13 protein-coding genes are annotated in these 16950 nt (G+C 64.7%); 3 read left to right on the top strand and 10 right to left on the bottom strand.

Annotation, left to right across the window (positions count from 1 at the left end):
- Nucleotides 1–30: 30 nt before the first annotated feature.
- The 10 genes from DOM33_RS07095 to DOM33_RS07050 all read right to left on the bottom strand — a co-directional run bounded on the left by DOM33_RS07095 (nucleotide 31) and on the right by DOM33_RS07050 (nucleotide 13275).
- The gene (locus DOM33_RS07095) at nucleotides 31–1149 is read right to left on the bottom strand and encodes a porin (RefSeq protein WP_110667117.1); all 1119 of its coding nucleotides are present in this window, start codon (nucleotides 1147–1149) and stop codon (nucleotides 31–33) included.
- Between the two features lie 75 nt (nucleotides 1150–1224).
- Nucleotides 1225–1524, bottom strand: coding sequence for an EF-hand domain-containing protein (locus tag DOM33_RS07090; protein WP_162617922.1), 300 nt, complete (start codon nucleotides 1522–1524; stop codon nucleotides 1225–1227).
- A 212-nt stretch (nucleotides 1525–1736) separates the two neighbouring features.
- Nucleotides 1737–3341 (bottom strand): ABC transporter ATP-binding protein, encoded by a 1605-nt coding sequence (locus tag DOM33_RS07085; RefSeq protein ID WP_110667113.1) that lies wholly within the window; start codon nucleotides 3339–3341, stop codon nucleotides 1737–1739.
- 10 nt (nucleotides 3342–3351) lie between these two features.
- Nucleotides 3352–4320, bottom strand: a complete 969-nt coding sequence (locus DOM33_RS07080) for an ABC transporter permease subunit (RefSeq protein WP_110667111.1) — start codon at nucleotides 4318–4320, stop codon at nucleotides 3352–3354.
- Between the two features lie 61 nt (nucleotides 4321–4381).
- Nucleotides 4382–5308 (bottom strand): oligopeptide ABC transporter permease OppB, encoded by a 927-nt coding sequence (gene oppB / locus DOM33_RS07075; RefSeq protein ID WP_110667109.1) that lies wholly within the window; start codon nucleotides 5306–5308, stop codon nucleotides 4382–4384.
- Between the two features lie 31 nt (nucleotides 5309–5339).
- Nucleotides 5340–6920 carry a peptide ABC transporter substrate-binding protein gene (locus DOM33_RS07070; RefSeq protein ID WP_110667107.1) on the bottom strand — a complete coding sequence of 527 codons (1581 nt, stop codon included), beginning with the start codon at nucleotides 6918–6920 and terminating at the stop codon, nucleotides 5340–5342.
- Between the two features lie 47 nt (nucleotides 6921–6967).
- Entirely contained in the window at nucleotides 6968–8593 is a 1626-nt protein-coding gene (locus DOM33_RS07065) for a peptide ABC transporter substrate-binding protein (RefSeq protein ID WP_110667105.1), read from the bottom strand.
- A 153-nt stretch (nucleotides 8594–8746) separates the two neighbouring features.
- Nucleotides 8747–9682 (bottom strand): C40 family peptidase, encoded by a 936-nt coding sequence (locus tag DOM33_RS07060; RefSeq protein ID WP_110667102.1) that lies wholly within the window; start codon nucleotides 9680–9682, stop codon nucleotides 8747–8749.
- 29 nt (nucleotides 9683–9711) lie between these two features.
- Nucleotides 9712–11307, bottom strand: a complete 1596-nt coding sequence (locus DOM33_RS07055) for a peptide ABC transporter substrate-binding protein (protein ID WP_110667100.1) — start codon at nucleotides 11305–11307, stop codon at nucleotides 9712–9714.
- A 390-nt stretch (nucleotides 11308–11697) separates the two neighbouring features.
- Nucleotides 11698–13275 (bottom strand): peptide ABC transporter substrate-binding protein, encoded by a 1578-nt coding sequence (locus DOM33_RS07050; RefSeq protein ID WP_110667609.1) that lies wholly within the window; start codon nucleotides 13273–13275, stop codon nucleotides 11698–11700.
- Between the two features lie 221 nt (nucleotides 13276–13496).
- Between DOM33_RS07050 and prfB the strand changes: the two genes are divergently transcribed.
- From prfB to DOM33_RS07035, 3 genes are all read left to right on the top strand, one after another.
- A protein-coding gene (prfB, locus tag DOM33_RS07045) for a peptide chain release factor 2 (protein ID WP_110667098.1) occupies nucleotides 13497–14595 on the top strand; the annotation gives its coding sequence in 2 pieces (ribosomal slippage) (nucleotides 13497–13571 and nucleotides 13573–14595; 1098 coding nt in all).
- Nucleotides 14596–14717: 122 nt separating this feature from the next.
- Entirely contained in the window at nucleotides 14718–16253 is a 1536-nt protein-coding gene (lysS, locus tag DOM33_RS07040; protein WP_110667096.1) for a lysine--tRNA ligase, read from the top strand.
- Nucleotides 16254–16504: 251 nt separating this feature from the next.
- Nucleotides 16505–16891, top strand: a complete 387-nt coding sequence (locus DOM33_RS07035) for a hypothetical protein (RefSeq protein WP_110667094.1) — start codon at nucleotides 16505–16507, stop codon at nucleotides 16889–16891.
- Nucleotides 16892–16950 lie beyond the last annotated feature (59 nt).

The raw sequence follows: 16950 nt of genomic DNA, 5'->3' as shown, positions 1-16950 counted from the left end.
GGCGGGGCATGAAAGCGAGCGGTGGGCCGATCAGAAGTTGTAGCGCACCAGCAGATCGGTTTCGTCGTGGTAGGCGTCGTCGTTACCCAGGGTGTCGTTGGAGTCGTCGAACTTCTGCTCGAGCGCGAGGATGAGGTTGTCCTCGAACAGCAGCCAGGCGGCACCGGCTACGTAGTAGGCGCTTTCCGCGTCGGAGTCACGATCGCGCAGGCTGTTGTAACCGGTGTAGAGCTGAACGGTCCCCGGCGTCTGATCGACGACGTTGTAGAGCGCGACCGCTTCATAGCCGCGGGCGCGGTCGACGATGCCGTTGGTGTTGGCCCTGTCATCGTCCGCACCGCGGTTGAAGTCGCGGACCAGGTTCTTGTACTCACCGGCGGTGAGCGCGAAGTACCAGTTGCCCGGCGTCCAGCGCGCGGCAACGAGACCGGCGTCGACATCGATCTCGTCGGTATCGCCGTCGCGCTCGCCGTCGATCGAACTGTGGGTATAAGTCAGGCCGAACGCCCATTCGTCGGTCGGCTGGTAGACCGCCGCACCCTGGAAGGTCTTGTCGCGATGCAGGCCGTCGTCGTAGTAGCCGCTCTCGTCCGGGGCGTCTCGCGAGGTCTGATACATCGCGCCGAGCGTCCAGTCACCGACATTGTTCTTGTAGGTGATGGCGTTGTCCGGTCGGCCGTTACCCTCGAAGCCGCCGTCGCTCTGACGGCCGTTGAACGAGCCCTGAGCGCTGGCGCCGTTGTACCACATCCAGTCAGTCCAGTAGGCGACCATGTCGTACCACAGGCTGTACTGCTTGCCGATCAGCACGGTGCCGTATTCATCGTGACTGGCGCCGGCGTAGAGCATGCGCTTGTAGTGTGCGTCGTCGCCATCTTCGAAGAACGGATCGAAGCCCCATTCGGCACGGGCGATGGACGTCCAGCCGCCCTGAAAGTTGTGTTCGTGGATCAGACGTACACGCGAGCCGGCGTTGGTCGGATCGTGGTCGTCGCTGACATCGTCGACGAAGGTGCTGCCGGCGGCGATACGGCCGCTGAAGGTCAGCTTGTCTTCCACGGTTTCGTAGAGTGTGACGGCCGCTGCGGTTTGGCTGGCCAGAAGAGCACCGGTAGCGAGCATTCCCGCTACGAAAGTTTTTTGGGTCATGACTTCACTCTTTGTATCGCTGTTGTTGTAGTGCCAGTCGATAGTGCCAATCGACAGGGCGGATCGACCGCGTGATCAGTCGGCGGAGGACTGGCTGTCGATGAACTCTTCGAGCGAGAGCTGACGATCGCCGTCGAGATCGGCGGTACCGAACGCCCCCATCAGATCGGAGGACGAGCGCGCCTCGCTGACGTCGATGACGCCGTCGTCATTGGCATCGAGCTGGTGAAACCGCTCGACCAGTGCCGGCGGCGCATCCATCTCCATGCGGCCTCGCTCGAAACTGCCGGCACCGTCGCCCGCCGGCGTGTAGCCCTGGCATCCCGCCAATACCACCAGGGCGGTGGCGCCCATGAGTCCTTTTGTTATGGACATTATTTGCTCCCTTGAAGGAGTGAGTTTCGGGGTTTTCCCCATATGACGGCCGCAAGAATCCCAGGCGCGTGCCGGTGACACCCGCGGCCGAATCTTTTAATTCGTGTTATTCAGGGCCTTTTGCGCCCCGGTAGACGACGGTTGTGATTGTCCTGGTGATCGTCGTCGAGCCAGTTCTCGTCCGGCCGGCGCGGGACCGCGCCGGTGGCGAATCAGGCCGCTGCCCCCTCCTCGATGAACGCCGCTTTCAGAAGCGCCTGGGTGTAGGGCTCGCGGGGCTGCGTGAACAGCGCCTCCGACGGCCCCTGCTCGATCACCTGCCCCTCTTTCATCACGAGTACGTGGTCGGAAAGGGCGCGCACGACGGAGAGATCGTGGCTGATGAAGAGGTAGGTCAGGCCGTACTTCTTCTGCAGATCGCGCAGCAGGTCGATGACGCGAACCTGGACCGAGCGATCCAGCGCCGAGGTCGGCTCATCCAGCAGCAGCAGCTCCGGCTTGAGAATCAGCGCGCGGGCGATGGCGATACGCTGGCGCTGGCCACCGGAGAACTCGTGGGGATAGCGGTTGCGCATCGCCGGGTCGAGGGCGACCTCCTCGAGCGCCTTGACCACTTCGGCGTCGCGCTGGCGGCGGGTCATCTCCGGGTGGTGGACCTTGAGCCCTTCGCTGATCACCTCGCCGACCGTCATCCGCGGGGAGAGCGAACCGAACGGATCCTGGAAGACCACCTGAAGCCGCGAGCGCAGCGGGCGCATGCCGGACTTGTCGAGCGCCTGCAGGTCGGTCTGCTCGAAACGGATATCGCCAGTGGACTTGAGCAGGCGCAGCAGGGCGCGTCCCAGCGTGGACTTGCCGGAGCCGGACTCGCCGACGATGCCCAGCGTCTCGCCGCGGCGGATGCTAAGGTCGATGCCGCGCACCGCCTCGAAGTACTCGCTCTTGCCCAGCAGGCGCTTCTTCAGCGCGAAACGCACCTTGACGTCGCGCCCGCTCAGCAGCACCGGTGAATCCGCCGGAGCGGGCTCCTTACGCCCGCGGGGAATGGCGTCGAGCAGCATGCGGGTGTAGTCGTGCTTCGGCGCGTCGAACACCTCGCCGGTACGCCCGGTCTCCACCACTTCGCCGTAGCGCATCACGCAGACGGTATCGGCGAAGTGGCGCACGATGCTGAGATCGTGAGTGATGAACAGGATCGCCATGCCGTATTGCGCCTGCAGCGATTTGAGCAGATCGAGGATCTGCGCCTGCACCGTGACGTCGAGCGCCGTGGTCGGCTCATCGGCGATCAAGAGCTTGGGTTCGCAGGCCAGCGCCATGGCGATCATCACGCGCTGGCGTTGACCGCCGGAGAGCTCGTAGGGATAGCTGTCGATGCGTCGTTCCGGCTCGGGAATGCCGACCTGTTCGAGCAGGGCCAGAACGCGGTCGCGGTTGCGCTGCCCCTTGAGCTGCTTGTGCTTCTCCAGCACCTCGCCGATCTGCCGCCCGATCCGGTGCAGTGGATTGAGTGAGGTCATCGGCTCCTGAAAGATCATCGAGATGTCGTTGCCGCGTACCCGGCGCATGCGCTTGGGCGTCACCTCGAGCAGGTTCTCGCCGTTGAAGCGGATGGCGCCGGCCGTCTCGGCGAGTTCCGGCAGCAGCCGCATGGTAGCGGTGGAGGTCACCGACTTGCCGGAGCCGGACTCGCCGACCAGCGCCAGCGTCTCGCCTTCGGCGATGGAGAAACTCACGTTCTTGACCGCCGCCACCGGTCCGGTGGGCAACTGGAACGTCACGCTGAGCTTGTCGATTTCGAGTAACGATTGAGTCATCGAGGGTTCCTCAGCGGGTCTTGGGGTCGAGGGCGTCACGCAGCCCGTCGCCCAGGAAGTTGAGACAGAAGAGCGTGACGGCGAGAAAGGCCGAGGGCACCAGCAGCATCCAGGGCGAGCCTTCCATCATCGAGACCCCTTCGGAAATCAGCACGCCCCAGCTGGTCAGCGGCTCCTGTACCCCGAGACCGAGGAACGACAGGAAGCTCTCCAGCAGGATCACCTTGGGCACGGTGAGCGTGACGTAGACGATCACCGGGCCGATGGCGTTGGGTATGAGATGGCGGGTGACGATCTTCGAGTCGCGCACGCCGAGGGCGTGGGCGGCCTCGATGTATTCACGACGCTTCAACGCCAGGGTCTGACCGCGCACGATCCGCGCCATGTCGAGCCACTCGACGGCACCGATGGCGGCATAGATCAGAAAGATGTTCCGGCCGAAAACCACCATCAGCAGGATCACCAGGAACATGAACGGCAGCGAGTACATGATGTCGACGAAACGCATCATCAGGTTGTCGACGCGCCCGCCGAGATAGCCCGAGATGGCGCCGTAGAGCACACCGATCACCAGGCTCACGAAGGAGGCGACCAGCGCGACCGACAGCGAGACGCGGCCGCCGTAGAGTACGCGCGTCAACAGATCGCGGCCGTTGGCGTCGGTGCCGAGAAAGTGGGCGTTCTCGAGCGTCGGGCCGGTGCCGAAGGCGTTCCAGTCGACTTCGGCGAGCCCCCAGGGCAGACACGGGCCGACGATGCACATCACGATGATCGCGATCAGAAGCGCAAGGCTCGCCATGGCCGCGCGGTTCTGGGAGAGCCGGCGCCAGGCGTCTCGTGCCAGGCTCTCGCCGGCCGGTGCCGCTTCGGGCAGGGCATCCGGCTCGGGATCGGGCGAGCGCGGGGGATTGGGGCCGCCCGCCGGCAGCGGGGCAGCGTTGGACTGTTCGCCGCTATAGGGCTTGGAATCGGATGTCATTAGCGGCCTCCCCTGGATCGTTGTCTTGCATGGAATGTCGTGAATCGAGCGTTGTCATGGGTCAGTCGTCGTAGCGAATTTGCGGATCGAGCGCCGAATAGAGCAGATCGACGATCAGGTTCATGACGACGATGAGGATGCCGTAGAAGACCACGGTGCCCATCACCAGGGTGTAATCGCGGTTCAGCGCCCCTTGAACGAAGTAGCGGCCGATGCCGGGGATGCCGAAGATCTGCTCGATGACCACGGAGCCGGTGATGATCCCCGCGATGGCCGGGCCCAGGTAGGAGACGACCGGCAGCAAAGCAGGGCGGATGGCGTGACGCCAGATCACTTCGCCCTCGTTGAGCCCCTTGGCGCGGGCCGTGCGGATGAAGTGGCTGCCCAGCACCTCGATCATGCTGGCGCGCATCATGCGGGCGATGTAGGCGATCTGCTGAATGGAGAGCGCGACCACCGGCAGGATCAAGTTGGGCAGGGCGCCGCCGTTCCAGCCTCCCGCCGGCAGCCAGCCCAGCAGCACGCCGAAGACCAGCGCGAAGATCGGCGCGATGACGAAGTTGGGTACGGCGATACCGGTCAGCGCGGTGCCCATCACCAGGTAGTCCACAGTGGAGTTGCGCTTGAGTGCCGCGGCGATACCCAACGGCAGGCCGAGCAGCAGCGCCAGCAGGATTGCCAGTCCGCCGATCTCGAGACTCACCGGGAAGCCCTGGGCGATCAGCTCGGTGACCGAGAAATCCTTGTACTTGAACGACGGCCCGAAATCGCCCTGGATCAGGTTGCCCATGTAGCGCAGGTACTGCATTGGCAGCGGTTCGTCGAGATGATAGGCCGCCATCAGGTTGGCCTCGATCTCCGGCGGCAGCTGGCGCTCGCCGTCGAACGGACCACCCGGCGCCACGCGCATCAGGAAGAACGAGATCGTGATCACGATCAGCAGCGTGGGGATCGCCTGCAGCAGGCGTTTCAGGGTGTAGCTCAGCATGCCGGACCTCGAGGCATCGATAGGCGCAACATCAGTCGGTTTCCTTCAGGTAACGCAGCGGGTGGACGTCCATCGAGTTGCTCTCCCAGCCGGTGAGGTCGGGGGAAACGAGATGGGCGGAGACGTAATCGTAAAGCGGCAGCAGAGCGTAATCGTCGAGCAGACGCTGCTGGGCCTGGGTCATGAGATCGCGGCGTTTGTCGGCGTCGAGCTCGCGGGTGCTCTCGGCAACGAGTTCGTCGTAGGTCTCGTCGCGGTAGCCGCTGGCGCGACTGGCCGAACCGTTGTCGGCGTAGGCGTTGAGGAAGTCGTAGGGGTCGTCGATGGTCGCGACCATGCCGTAGCGGGCGACTTCGAAATTCCCCTCGCGAATGGTCGTGTAGTGCACGGCGGCTTCGGCGTTGACCAGATCGACTTCGACGCCCAGCGGCTTCCACATCGCGGCGACCGCCACGGCGACCTTCTTGTGATCCTCGAGGGTGTTGTAGTTGAGCGTCAGCTGCAGCGGGTTGTCGGGACCGTAGCCCGCCTCTTCCATCAGTGACTTGGCTCGCGCCATGCGCTCGTCCATCGACAGCTCGGCGAAGTCCATCTCGCCTTGCGGGGCATTGGCCGTGCCGCGAGGGACGTACCAGTAGGAGGAGGTCTGGCCCTGGCCCATGATCTGCTGGGTGATCACGTCGCGCCTGACCGCCAGATTGAGCGCCTCGCGGACCCGGGCATCGGCCAGCGGCTGGTCGTCGCGCAGATTGAACATGTAGAAGTACTCGGCGATCAGCGGCCCGACACGTAGCGCGTCGCTCAGATTCTCCTGGACCCAGTCGAAGCGCGAGGCGGGGACGCTATCGTAGGCGATGTCGATCTCGCCGGTACGAAAGCGGTTGAGTGAACTCTGCTTGTCGTCGATGGGATAGAAGACCGCCTCGTCGACGGCGACGTCGTCGGCATCGAAGTAGTGCGCGTTCTTGGTGACCACGATGCGCGACTGCGGCTGCCACTCGCTGAGAGTGAACGCGCCGCTGGAGACGGTACTGCCCGGCTGGACCCAGCCGTCGTCCGAGTCGGCCAGAACGTGCTCGGGTAGCGGCGCGGCTTCGGTCATCGCCAGTGCCTGCAAGAACCAGGCCGTGGGCTGGGTCAGGTGCACCACCAGCGTCCTGGCGTCGCTGGCTTCGACGCCGAGGCTTTCGGGCCCGGCGTCGCCGGTGTTCACCTCGTGCCCGCCCTCGATGGGGTAGTAGAGGTTGGCGTTGTGGTTGGCCGTTTCCGGCGCCAGCACGCGGCGCAGGGCGAAGACGGCGTCGTCGGCGGTGATCGGCTCGCCGTCGGACCACTCGGCATCGCGCAGATGAAAGGTATAGGTCCGGCCGTCGTCGCTGATCTCCCAGCTTTCGGCGAGCCCTGGCACCAGGCTGCCGTCGGCGGCGTAGCTGACCAGGCGTTCGAACAGCGAGCGCGTGATACGCGTCTCCCAGACGCCGCTGGTCTTCTGCGGGTCGAGAGTGCCGGGCTCCGAGCCGTTGGCGATGTTGACCGTGGTGGCCTGTGCCGGCAATGCCAGCGCGGTGAGTGCGAGACCACCGAAGGCGGCGAGCGTGGAGCGTGAGATCATTGTTGTGGGTTCCCCAGGCTTTGAATAGTTGATTGCTGCGTCGCGGATCAGTCGTCGTCGAACGACAGCCAGCGCGACAGGTGCCGATTGAGCGCGTTGTCCTCCCAGCCTTCGAGCGCCGGAGAGACCAGGTTGCGGGAGACGTCGACGTAGACCGGCATGACGGCGTAGTCGCCCAGCGCCTGGCGTTCGGCCCGCTCGAGAAGGTCTTGTCGGGCGTCGGGGTCGGTCTCGCGCGCGGCACGGTCCATCAGTGTGTCGAACTCGTCACTGGCGTAGCCGCCGTAGTTCTTGGGCGAGTCGCTCTGCAGGATGCCGAGGAAGTTGCTGGCGTCGTCGAAGTCGGCGACCCAGCTGCCCCGACCGATGTCGAAGTTGCCGTTGGCGAGCTCGGCGTAGTGCACCGCGCCTTCGGCGTTGACCATCTGCGTCTCGACACCCAGCGGCTGCCACATGGCGGCCAGCGCCACCGCGATACGCTTGTTGGCGTCGGTGGTGGAGTAGCGCAGCGTGAGTTCGAGCGGGTGATCGGGGCCGTAGCCGGCATCCGCCAGCAGCGATCTGGCTTCATCCAGTCGAGCGTCCATGGGCTGGTCGAGCCCCGGCATCGTCTGCGCGGCGTAGTGGCTGACCCCGTCGGGAACGAAGCCGCTGGCCGGGGCGACCACGCCGCCCATGATCTGCTCGGCGATCACCTCGCGGCGTGCGGCCAGATTGAGGGCTTCGCGCACGCGAACGTCGGCCGTGGGGTGGCCGTCGCGCTGGTTGAGCGCGAAGTAGTAGTTGGCCAGCTGCGGCGCGAGGTGGGCGGCGTCGGGCAGGTTCTCCTGTAGCCACTGATAACGATCCGGCGAGAAGTCGCGGACGATGTCCAGCCCGCCGGCGCGAAAGCGCTGCAGACCGCTGCTGCGATCCTCGACCGGGTAATAGTCGACACCGTCGAGTGCGACCTCGTCGGCGGCATGGAATTCGGGGTTCTTCACCGCCGCGATATGGTCATGGGAGACCCAGCTCGTCGGGGTGAAGGCGCCGTTGGTGACGATGTGCGCCATCTGGGTCCAGTCGTCGCCGTACTGATCGATCACATGCGAGGGCACCGGGGAGGCGGCGATGTGGGCGAGTAGCGTCGGGAAGTAGGGCGTCGCCTGATCGAGGGTGATGACGAGCGTCCTGTCGTCGACGGCTTCGAGGCCGAGGGCCGGGGCGTCGTCTTCGCCCCTGGTGTGGGCTTCGGCGCCGCGGATGGCGTAGAAGAGGTTGGCGTAGACGGCGCCGTTGGCCGGATCGAACAGGCGCTGGAACGCGAGCACGAAATCGTCGGCGACCACCGGTTCACCGTCGGACCAGTCGGCATCGTCACGTAAATGAAACGTGTAGCGAGTACCGTCCTCGCTCACCGACCAGTCGCGTGCCGCCCCGGGGACGTACTCGCCGGCCGGGTCGAGGGTGACCAGCCCTTCGAAAAGATCGCCGAGGACGTCGTTCTCCCAGGTCGTACCACCGATGCGGGCGGTGTCGAGCGACGCGGGTTCGCCCTGGGTACCGATACTCAGCGTGGCGGCGAGGCTCGGACCCGCGAGACCGAGCGCGGCGAGCGCGCCGGTGACGACGAGCCCCGGTAGCCGGCGCGACGCCGACGGGCGTCTACGACGAGAAATTCGTGATTCGAGCATGATCGAGTCATCCCTGGAGTTGTTATTGGCAGGGCCGTTGTCGATGGCAGCCCCGTCTCGATCCCATGTTATCCAAACCCGCCCAAACCCGTGTGGCCGGGCGGCTTCGCTTCGTTCCTCGCGTGACGACCGAGGAAGGTGGCGCTCCTGGCGTCAGCCGATATGTCGCCTCACGGCGCAGAGTTCGCGCTGGTAACGGCTGCCGCTGAGTCGGCGACACTCGATCCGCGCATTGTTGGTCGGGGCGTGCAGGATCCGATCGTCCCCCAGATAGAGCGCGACGTGATCGACTCGAACCTGCCCGCTGTCGTCTGGCTTCTCGAAGTAGAGCAGATCGCCGCTTCGGCGCGCCGAGAGATCCACGGCCTCGCCCGTCTCGACCTGATCACTCGCATCCCGCGGTAACGTCACGCCGATCGCGGCGAAGAGGCTGTGGACGAACCCGGAGCAGTCAAAGCCGAAACCGCTGTTGCCTGCCCATAGATAGCGCAGGCCGTCGAAGCGTCTTCCCAGCCTCTCCAGCGTGCTCGCCGCTTCCGCCGGCGTCTCGCCGGGACCGACTGTCCCCGCCAGCCGCACGCTCTCCCGCGGTAGCCAGCCAGGCCCTAACGCCGTGGCGACATCGACGCGGGCATCGCCATCGTTCACGGGACCGGCCAGCGCGAGTCGCGTGGCGAAGCTCAGCTTCACCGGCGTGCCGCTCATCCGCTGAAGCCAGACTGTCGGGTCCGTGACGAAGACGCTCTCGGCGGCCTGCCGTGAACAACCTGGTGCCTCGGCGAGCTGCGCGCTCGGCAGCCAGCCGGGATAGCCGCGCGAATCCAGCGACGAGGATTGGCTTGGCACGATCACACGACGCCAGGGCGTGCCGTTCGCGTCCACGGCGCTCTCGATCACGGTCACCGGCGTGTCCAGCAGCACCTGAGTCGCCAGGCGCTTCTCGCTGCAGAGCGCCAGTCGGGTGGCATCGTCGAGTCCGGCGAGCCAGTGCTCCATCTCGACCGGCGCGGTGAGCGCCGGCGCGTCGACGGCTCGCGGGGTGTCGATGCCGGTCCAGAGACCGGCGACCGCCACGCCGATGCAATTCACAGTGAGCCCCCGCGACGCTCAACCACGCCTCAGTCCTGGAATTCGACCCAGCGCGAGGGGTGATCGTCCTCGACGTTGTCTTCCCAGCCGGTGAGCTCAGGATTCACCAGGTTGCGGGTGACGTAGGTCAGCATCGGGGCGAAGGCGTTGTCGTCGAGAGCGAGGTTCTCGGCCTGCTCGAGCAGCGTCTGGCGCTCGTCGAGGTCCAGCGTCTGGGCGGCCTGATCCATCAGCGCATCGTATTCCTCGTTGGAGTAGGCGCCGTAGTTGTTGCCGACGCCGGTATGCAGCAGCGTCAGGAAGTTCTCGGCATCGTTGTAGTCGGCGATCCAGCCGGCGCGGGCGACGTCGAAGTCACCCTCGGCGATGGTCTGGTAGTGGACGGTGGCTTCCGAATTGATCATCTGCACGTTGACGCCCAGCGGCTTCCACATGGCGGCCACAGCGATGGCGATCTTCTTGTGCTCGTCACTCGTGTTGTAGCGCAGGCGCAGATTCAGCGGGTTGTCGGGGCTGTAGCCGGCTTCCTCGAGTAGCGCCTTGGCTTTCTCCATGCGGGCATCCATGTCGTCGCCGAGATCCATCTGCTGGGCGTCGTAGTGGCTCGTGCCCGGCGGCACCATCCCGGTGGAGGCCTTGAAGCTGCCCGCCATGATCTGCTGGGAGAGCACGTTGCGACGGATGACGAGATTGAGCGCTTCGCGCACGCGGGCGTCGGTGGTCGGATGGCCGTCGCGATGGTTGAAGACGTAGTAGTAGGAACCCAGCATCGGGCTCATGTGCGTGGCGTCGGGCAGGTTCTCGGTCAGCCACTGATAGCGGCTGGAGGGGTAGTCCGTCAGCACGTCGAGCTCACCGGCGCGAAAGCGCGAGATGCCGGCGTTGCGATCCTCGACGGTGTAGTAGTTGACGCCGTCCAGCGAGACGTCGTCGACATCGTAGTAGGTCGAGCTCTTCTCGGCCGAGATGCGCGACTGCGACACCCACTCGACCGGCTTGAAGGCGCCGTTGGTGGCGATGTTGTCGAGCTTGACCCAGTCTCGGCCGTACTCGTCGACCAGATGCTTGGGCACCGGGTAAGCGGTGTAGTGGGTCAGGAGCTGGAGAAAGTAGGGCGTCGGGTGGTCGAGGGTGACCGTGAAGGTCTTGCCGTCGTCGCTGGATGCCACGCCGAGGGCGTCGAGCGGCTTCTCACCGGTATTGACCGCCTCGGCATTCTTCACCGGGTAGAGCATGTAGGCGTACTTCGACGCGTTCTCCGGCTTCAGCAGGTGCTGCCAGCCGAACACGAAATCCTCGGCGGTGACGGGTTCACCATCCGACCACTCGGCGCCCTCGCGCATCTGGAAGGTGTAGGTCGTGCCGTCGTCGGAGATTTCCCAGTCGGTCGCCATCCCGGGCAGCAGTTCGCCGTCGGGGGACTGTTTTACCAGACCTTCATAGACATCCATCAGCACTTGGGATTCCCACACGCCGCCGGAAACCTGAGAGGTATCGAAGGAGGCGAGTTCGCCCTGAACGCCGATGTTGAGGGTTTCGGCGCTGGCCGGTGCACTGGCGGCACCGATGGCGATGGCCAGCGCGCTCAGCGGGAAAAGACGACGGGAGAAGGAAGACGATGACATGGAGGGAACTCCGATTTGTTGTTGTAGCGCTGCTATGTTCGAACGCTTCGGTGTCTCGACGATGCTACGTCGCGACGCTTCGCGATCGCGGCGGGTCCGCCTTTGGCAGCGCGTGATTCGATCGCGGGTATGACGCCGTACCTTCTCGCGAAGGCGTGAAAGCGTCTAATACAAATGCTCGATGAGCCGTTTCATTTTTTGCATGACCCCGGGTTCCGCGCGACTCGTCGACCATTCGGCAAGGCCGGCCGGAACTCCTGGTCACCCGGGAGCGGTGCCGCAGAGAGAAGAGGATGCGGATTGCGCCAAGTCAGTGCCGCGCCGTTCAGGAGCAAACGAACGCGGCGAGTTGCGACTAAAGTCTAATACTATCGAGCGTATTCCATCGGGTCACTCGCCGAGATGCACCCAGCGCGAGGCGTGCATGTCCAGCGCGTTGTCGGCCCAGCCCTCGATGCTTGGGTCGACCAGATTGCGTGAGCTGTAGGTGTAGATCGGCGTCAGCGGGTAGTCCGCGAGCGCCAACGCTTCCGCCTGCTGCATGAGCTCGGCGCGCTGGGCGGCATCCTGCTCGCCGTCGGCGCGTGTCAGCAGATCGTTGTAAGCGTCGTTCTGGTACGCCCCGTAGTTGTTGGTCTCCGCCGAGAGCAGTTGAAGGAAGTTCTGGGCATCGTCGTAGCTCGAGATCCAGGCGGCGCGCGCGACTTCGAAGTCCCCCTCCATCAGATCGGCGTAGTGCACGTTGGCTTCGGTGTTGCGCAGCTCGACGTCCACGCCCAGCGGTTTCCACATCGCCGCGACCGCCACGGCAATCTGGCGATGCTCGTCACCGCTGTTGAACCGTAGCGTCAGTTCGAGCGGCTTGTCGGGGCCGTAGCCGGCCTCTTCCATCAACGATTTGGCTCTGTCGAGTCGGCTGTCGATGTCGTCGTCGAGCCCAGGTTGCGTCTGGGCTTCATAGCCGCTGGTACCCGGCGGGACCAGCGTGGTGGCGGGCTCGACGCCACCCTTGAGCAGCTGCTCGGCGATCACGTCGCGGCGAATCGCCAGGCTCAGGGCTTCGCGGACGCGGGCATCCGCGACGGGAGAGTCGTCTTTCAGATTGAAGACGTAGTAATAGGTACCGAGAGACGAAAAGAGATGGGTCGCCTCGGCCATGTTTTCGGAGAGGCGGGGGTACTGTGCCGCGGGGTAGTCGCGGAGGATGTCCAGTTCGCCGGCGCGAAAACGCTGGATGCCGGCGTTCTTGTCTTCCAGCGGCGTGTAGTCGACGCCCTCCAGCGTCACCGCGTCGGCATCGTGAAAGCGGTCGTTCTTGACCGTGGAGAGCTCGGTATTGGAGACCCACTTCGTCGGCTTGAAGGCACCGTTGACGGCAATGTTGGCGGGATCGCTCCATTGGTCTCCGACCTCCTCGATCACATGCTGGGGGATCGGGTAGGCGAACGGCAGTACCAGCGTCTTGAGGAAGTAGACGGTGGGCTCTTTCAACGTGATACGAAGTGTCTGGCCGTCATCGAGGGATTCCACCCCGAGCGATTCGAGTGGCTCGTCACCGGCGTTGATCGCCTCGGCGTTGACGATCGGATAGAGCCTGTGGGCGTAGTTGGACGCGGTGGCCGGATCGACCTGATGCCGGTAGGCGAAGACGAAATCGTCCGCGGTGAGCGGCTCGCCGTCGGACCATTCGAGCCCGTCGCGCAGATGAAAGGTGTAGGTCTTGCCGTCGTCGGCGATCTCCCAGCTTGCCGCCGCGCCGGGAATGATCCGGCCCTCGGCGTCGATGGCGATCGGCCCTTCGAAGATGTCGCGCAGAACGTCCTCTTCCCAGACGCCGCCGGTGATCTTGGCCGGGCTCAGCGACGCGGGGTCGCCCGAGATGCCCACGTGCAGCGTGGCGGCCATCAGCGGCGAGGCGGCGAGCGAGCCGGCAAGACCAATGGCGACGGCGAGTCGAGTCGGTAGCATGAGCGGGGTCCCCTTGTTGTCAATGTTGTCGACGCCGCGAGGCGACATGAATCCACCTTAGTCCATCTCGATCGGGCACACAGCGTCGCCGGTCGCGGGATGACGCTATGCCGGGGTTTGGCTACAATGAGCGCCCTTTGGCGCGCCCCGACCCACCGAGCCGGTCAGTACGAGCCGAGCCGGTCATCACGGCGCGCCGACACCCTATCGGTAGGAATTCCATGCAAGAGATCAATCCGATCCACAACCTCATCAAGGACCTGTCCGAACGGACAGACGTCCTGAGGGGGTATCTTTGACTATGCCGAAAAGAAAGATCGGCTAGAAGAAGTCACCCGCGAGCTCGAAAATCCCGACGTCTGGAGCGATCCGGCCTATGCCCAGAAGCTCGGCAAGGAGCGGGCGTCGCTGGAAACGGTGGTCGAGACCATCGATACGCTGGATGCAGGTCTCGTCGACAATCGCGAGCTGCTCGAGCTGGCGGTGATGGAAGAGGACGACGCCACCGTCGACGAGGTCAAGCGCGAGCTCGAGAGCCTCCAGGCCCAGCTCGACAAGCTCGAGTTTCGACGGATGTTCTCCGGCGAGATGGACGCCAACAACGCCTATCTGGACATCCAGGCCGGCTCCGGCGGCACCGAGGCCCAGGACTGGGGCAACATGCTGCTGCGCATGTACCTGCGCTGGGCCGAGCATCACGGCTTCAAGGCCGATCTCACCGAGGTGTCGGCGGGTGACGTCGCCGGCATCAAGTCCGCGACCATTCACGTCCAGGGCGATCATGCCTTTGGCTGGCTGCGCACCGAGACCGGCGTTCACCGGCTGGTGCGCAAGAGCCCGTTCGACTCCGGCGGCCGTCGTCACACCTCTTTCGCCTCCGTGTTCCTCTCCCCGGAGGTCGACGACAGCTTCGAGGTCGAGATCAACCCGGCGGATCTGCGCACCGATACCTACCGCTCCTCGGGTGCCGGCGGTCAGCACGTCAACACCACGGACTCGGCGGTGCGTATCACCCACGAGCCGACGGGCATCGTGGTGGCATGTCAGAGCCAGCGTAGCCAGCATGCCAACCGCGACTTCGCCATGAAGCAGCTGAAGGCGAGGCTGTGGGAGCACGAGATGCAAAAGCGCAACGCGGCCAAGCAGGAAGCCGAGGAGAGCAAGGCGGACATCGGCTGGGGCAGTCAGATCCGCTCCTACGTGCTCGATGATCAGCGCATCAAGGATCTGCGTACCGGCGTGCAGTCGAGCAACTGCGAGAAGGTGCTGGACGGCGATCTGGATCAGTTCATCGAGGCGAGCCTGAAACAGGGACTCTGACGCGCGTGTCTGCGCTCGAATCACGCGCAGGTACGTCGCAAAAGGTTCAGCACGGCTCCAGCGACACTAAAAGGCGCGGCATTTTTCTTTCGCGTTAATTCGAATTTTCGACAGGCGACGACATGGCGAACCAGGACAATCCGCAATCTCCCTCGGATGCACCGACCGACGTGCAGGAAGAAAACCGGCTGATCGCGGAGCGTCGGGGTAAGCTCGCCGCGCGTCGCGAGCAGGCGGCCGGTGAAGGCGGCAGTGCCTTCCCCAACGACTTTCGCCGCGACAGCCTGGCCGCCGAGCTGCAGACGGCGCTGGGCGAGCAGGAGAAAGAGGCGCTGGAAACTCTCGACCGCCAGGCGGCGGTCGCCGGGCGCATCATGCGCAAGCGCGGGCCGTTCATCGTCATTCAGGACGTCTCCGGGCAGATCCAGCTCTACGTCGACAAGAAGGGTCTGCCCGCCGAACTGCTCGAGGAGATCCAGAGCTGGGACATCGGCGACATCGTCGGTGCGTGCGGGCCGGTGCACAAATCCGGCAAGGGCGACCTCTACGTGCTGATGCGCGAAGCGACGCTCTTGACCAAGAGCCTGCGCCCGCTTCCGGACAAGTTTCACGGTCTGACCGACCTGGAAGCGCGCTACCGCCAGCGCTACGTCGACCTGATCATGAACCCGCAGTCGCGTCGAGTATTCGAGGTCCGCTCCGGGGTGATTGCCGCGATTCGCGCCTTCATGGTCGAGCGCGGCTTCATGGAGGTCGAGACGCCGATGCTCCAGCCGATCCCCGGCGGGGCGACGGCGCGGCCGTTCACCACCCATCACAATGCGCTGGACATCGACATGTACCTGCGCATCGCGCCTGAGCTCTACCTCAAGCGGCTGGTGGTGGGCGGTTTCGAGCGCGTGTTCGAGATCAACCGCAACTTCCGTAACGAGGGGCTGTCCACGCGGCACAATCCCGAGTTCACCATGCTCGAGTTCTACTGGGCCTATGCCGACTATCGCGATCTGCTCGATCTGACCGAGGCGATGGTTCGTGACGTGGCGACCCGGGTACTGGGCTCGACCACGCTGACCTATCAGGGCACCGAGTACGACCTGGGCGAATCCTTCCGGCGGCTGACTATGCGCCAGTCGATTCTCGAGTACGGCGCCGAGCAAGGCATTGGCGAGACGGAAGTGGACAGCGTCGACGGCGCCAAGGCGGTCTGCGAACGGCTGGGCATCGCGGTCAAGCCGAGTTGGGGGCTGGGCAAGCTTCAGACCGAGATCTTCGAGGCCGTCGCGGAGCCGCACCTCGATCAGCCGACCTTCATCACCGAATATCCGGCAGAAGTCAGTCCGTTGGCGCGGCGCAACGACCTCAATCCGCACGTCACCGACCGTTTCGAGTTCTTCGTCGGCGGACGCGAGCTCGCCAACGGTTTCTCCGAGCTCAACGACGCCGAAGATCAGGCCGAGCGCTTCGCCGCCCAGGCGGCCGAAAAGGACGCTGGGGATCTGGAGGCGATGTATTTTGATGCCGACTACGTGCGCGCGCTGGAGTACGGCATGCCGCCGACGGCGGGCGAGGGGATCGGTATCGACCGCCTGGTGATGCTGCTCACCGATAGCGCCTCCATCAGAGACGTGCTGCTCTTCCCGGCCATGCGCCCTGAGTGATCGAAGGGGCTGCGCGTCGGCAGTGCGTTGTTGCGCGAAGGAACATCTTGCTCATGGACAACCACGTCCACTGCGCCGATGTTCCTTCGCGCGCCTAGCTCTGCGCTAGCTCGCCGCCTTCCTCGACGTTGCAATACGGCAGGCTCGCAGCTCCCAGCTTGAAGATTGGTCAGGGGCGCGGCGAGCGGCCATAATGACCGCGTTTCGAATCCAGCCGACATCAAGCCGGCTCCACGACAGGGGTGACACCGATGAAGCTGCTCAACCGTTCCGCGCTGAGCGTCAAGCCGACCCAGGCGTTCGTCGACTGGGTCAACTCGCTGGAGCCGACCGTCGGCGATGACGATCTCACGCTCGATGACATTGCCGGTGAGACCACGGTCTATCTGATTCCCGAGATGGACACGCCGGAAGCCCTCAGCGCTTACGTCGAGGAGCGCTGCGTCGATCTGCTCAAGAGCGAGCTGCGCGCCTGGGAAGAGGACGAGCGGCAGTGGCCGGAGACCGTCGATGCGGCGCTCTTTCGTGAGTTTCTCTACGTCGAGCACAGCTATCTTGTGGTGGACTTCGACGACGAAGCGGCGCTCGAGACCGCCGAGGTGGATGACGAGCTGCTCATGGAGACCGACGAGGAGTGAGCCGTACGCGGGGCGACAGCGCGAGCATGAAGCGGGCCGTCCCGGGTATGACGTGACCG

Source organism: Salinicola halophilus, assembly GCF_003206155.1.
GTDB lineage: Bacteria > Pseudomonadota > Gammaproteobacteria > Pseudomonadales > Halomonadaceae > Salinicola > Salinicola halophilus.
This window is presented reverse-complemented; position numbering and strand designations above follow the sequence as displayed.

What these genes read in the sequence shown, in the direction of transcription:
- DOM33_RS07050 (WP_110667609.1), bottom strand. Translation starts at nt 13,275, where the DNA reads ATGCTACCGACTCGACTCGCCGTCGCCATTGGTCTTGCCGGCTCGCTC.
- DOM33_RS07035 (WP_110667094.1), top strand. Translation starts at nt 16,505, where the DNA reads ATGAAGCTGCTCAACCGTTCCGCGCTGAGCGTCAAGCCGACCCAGGCG.
- DOM33_RS07065 (WP_110667105.1), bottom strand. Translation starts at nt 8,593, where the DNA reads ATGCTCGAATCACGAATTTCTCGTCGTAGACGCCCGTCGGCGTCGCGC.
- DOM33_RS07085 (WP_110667113.1), bottom strand. Translation starts at nt 3,341, where the DNA reads ATGACTCAATCGTTACTCGAAATCGACAAGCTCAGCGTGACGTTCCAG.
- lysS (WP_110667096.1), top strand. Translation starts at nt 14,718, where the DNA reads ATGGCGAACCAGGACAATCCGCAATCTCCCTCGGATGCACCGACCGAC.
- DOM33_RS07095 (WP_110667117.1), bottom strand. Translation starts at nt 1,149, where the DNA reads ATGACCCAAAAAACTTTCGTAGCGGGAATGCTCGCTACCGGTGCTCTT.
- DOM33_RS07070 (WP_110667107.1), bottom strand. Translation starts at nt 6,920, where the DNA reads ATGATCTCACGCTCCACGCTCGCCGCCTTCGGTGGTCTCGCACTCACC.
- DOM33_RS07055 (WP_110667100.1), bottom strand. Translation starts at nt 11,307, where the DNA reads ATGTCATCGTCTTCCTTCTCCCGTCGTCTTTTCCCGCTGAGCGCGCTG.
- oppB (WP_110667109.1), bottom strand. Translation starts at nt 5,308, where the DNA reads ATGCTGAGCTACACCCTGAAACGCCTGCTGCAGGCGATCCCCACGCTG.
- DOM33_RS07090 (WP_162617922.1), bottom strand. Translation starts at nt 1,524, where the DNA reads ATGTCCATAACAAAAGGACTCATGGGCGCCACCGCCCTGGTGGTATTG.
- DOM33_RS07080 (WP_110667111.1), bottom strand. Translation starts at nt 4,320, where the DNA reads ATGACATCCGATTCCAAGCCCTATAGCGGCGAACAGTCCAACGCTGCC.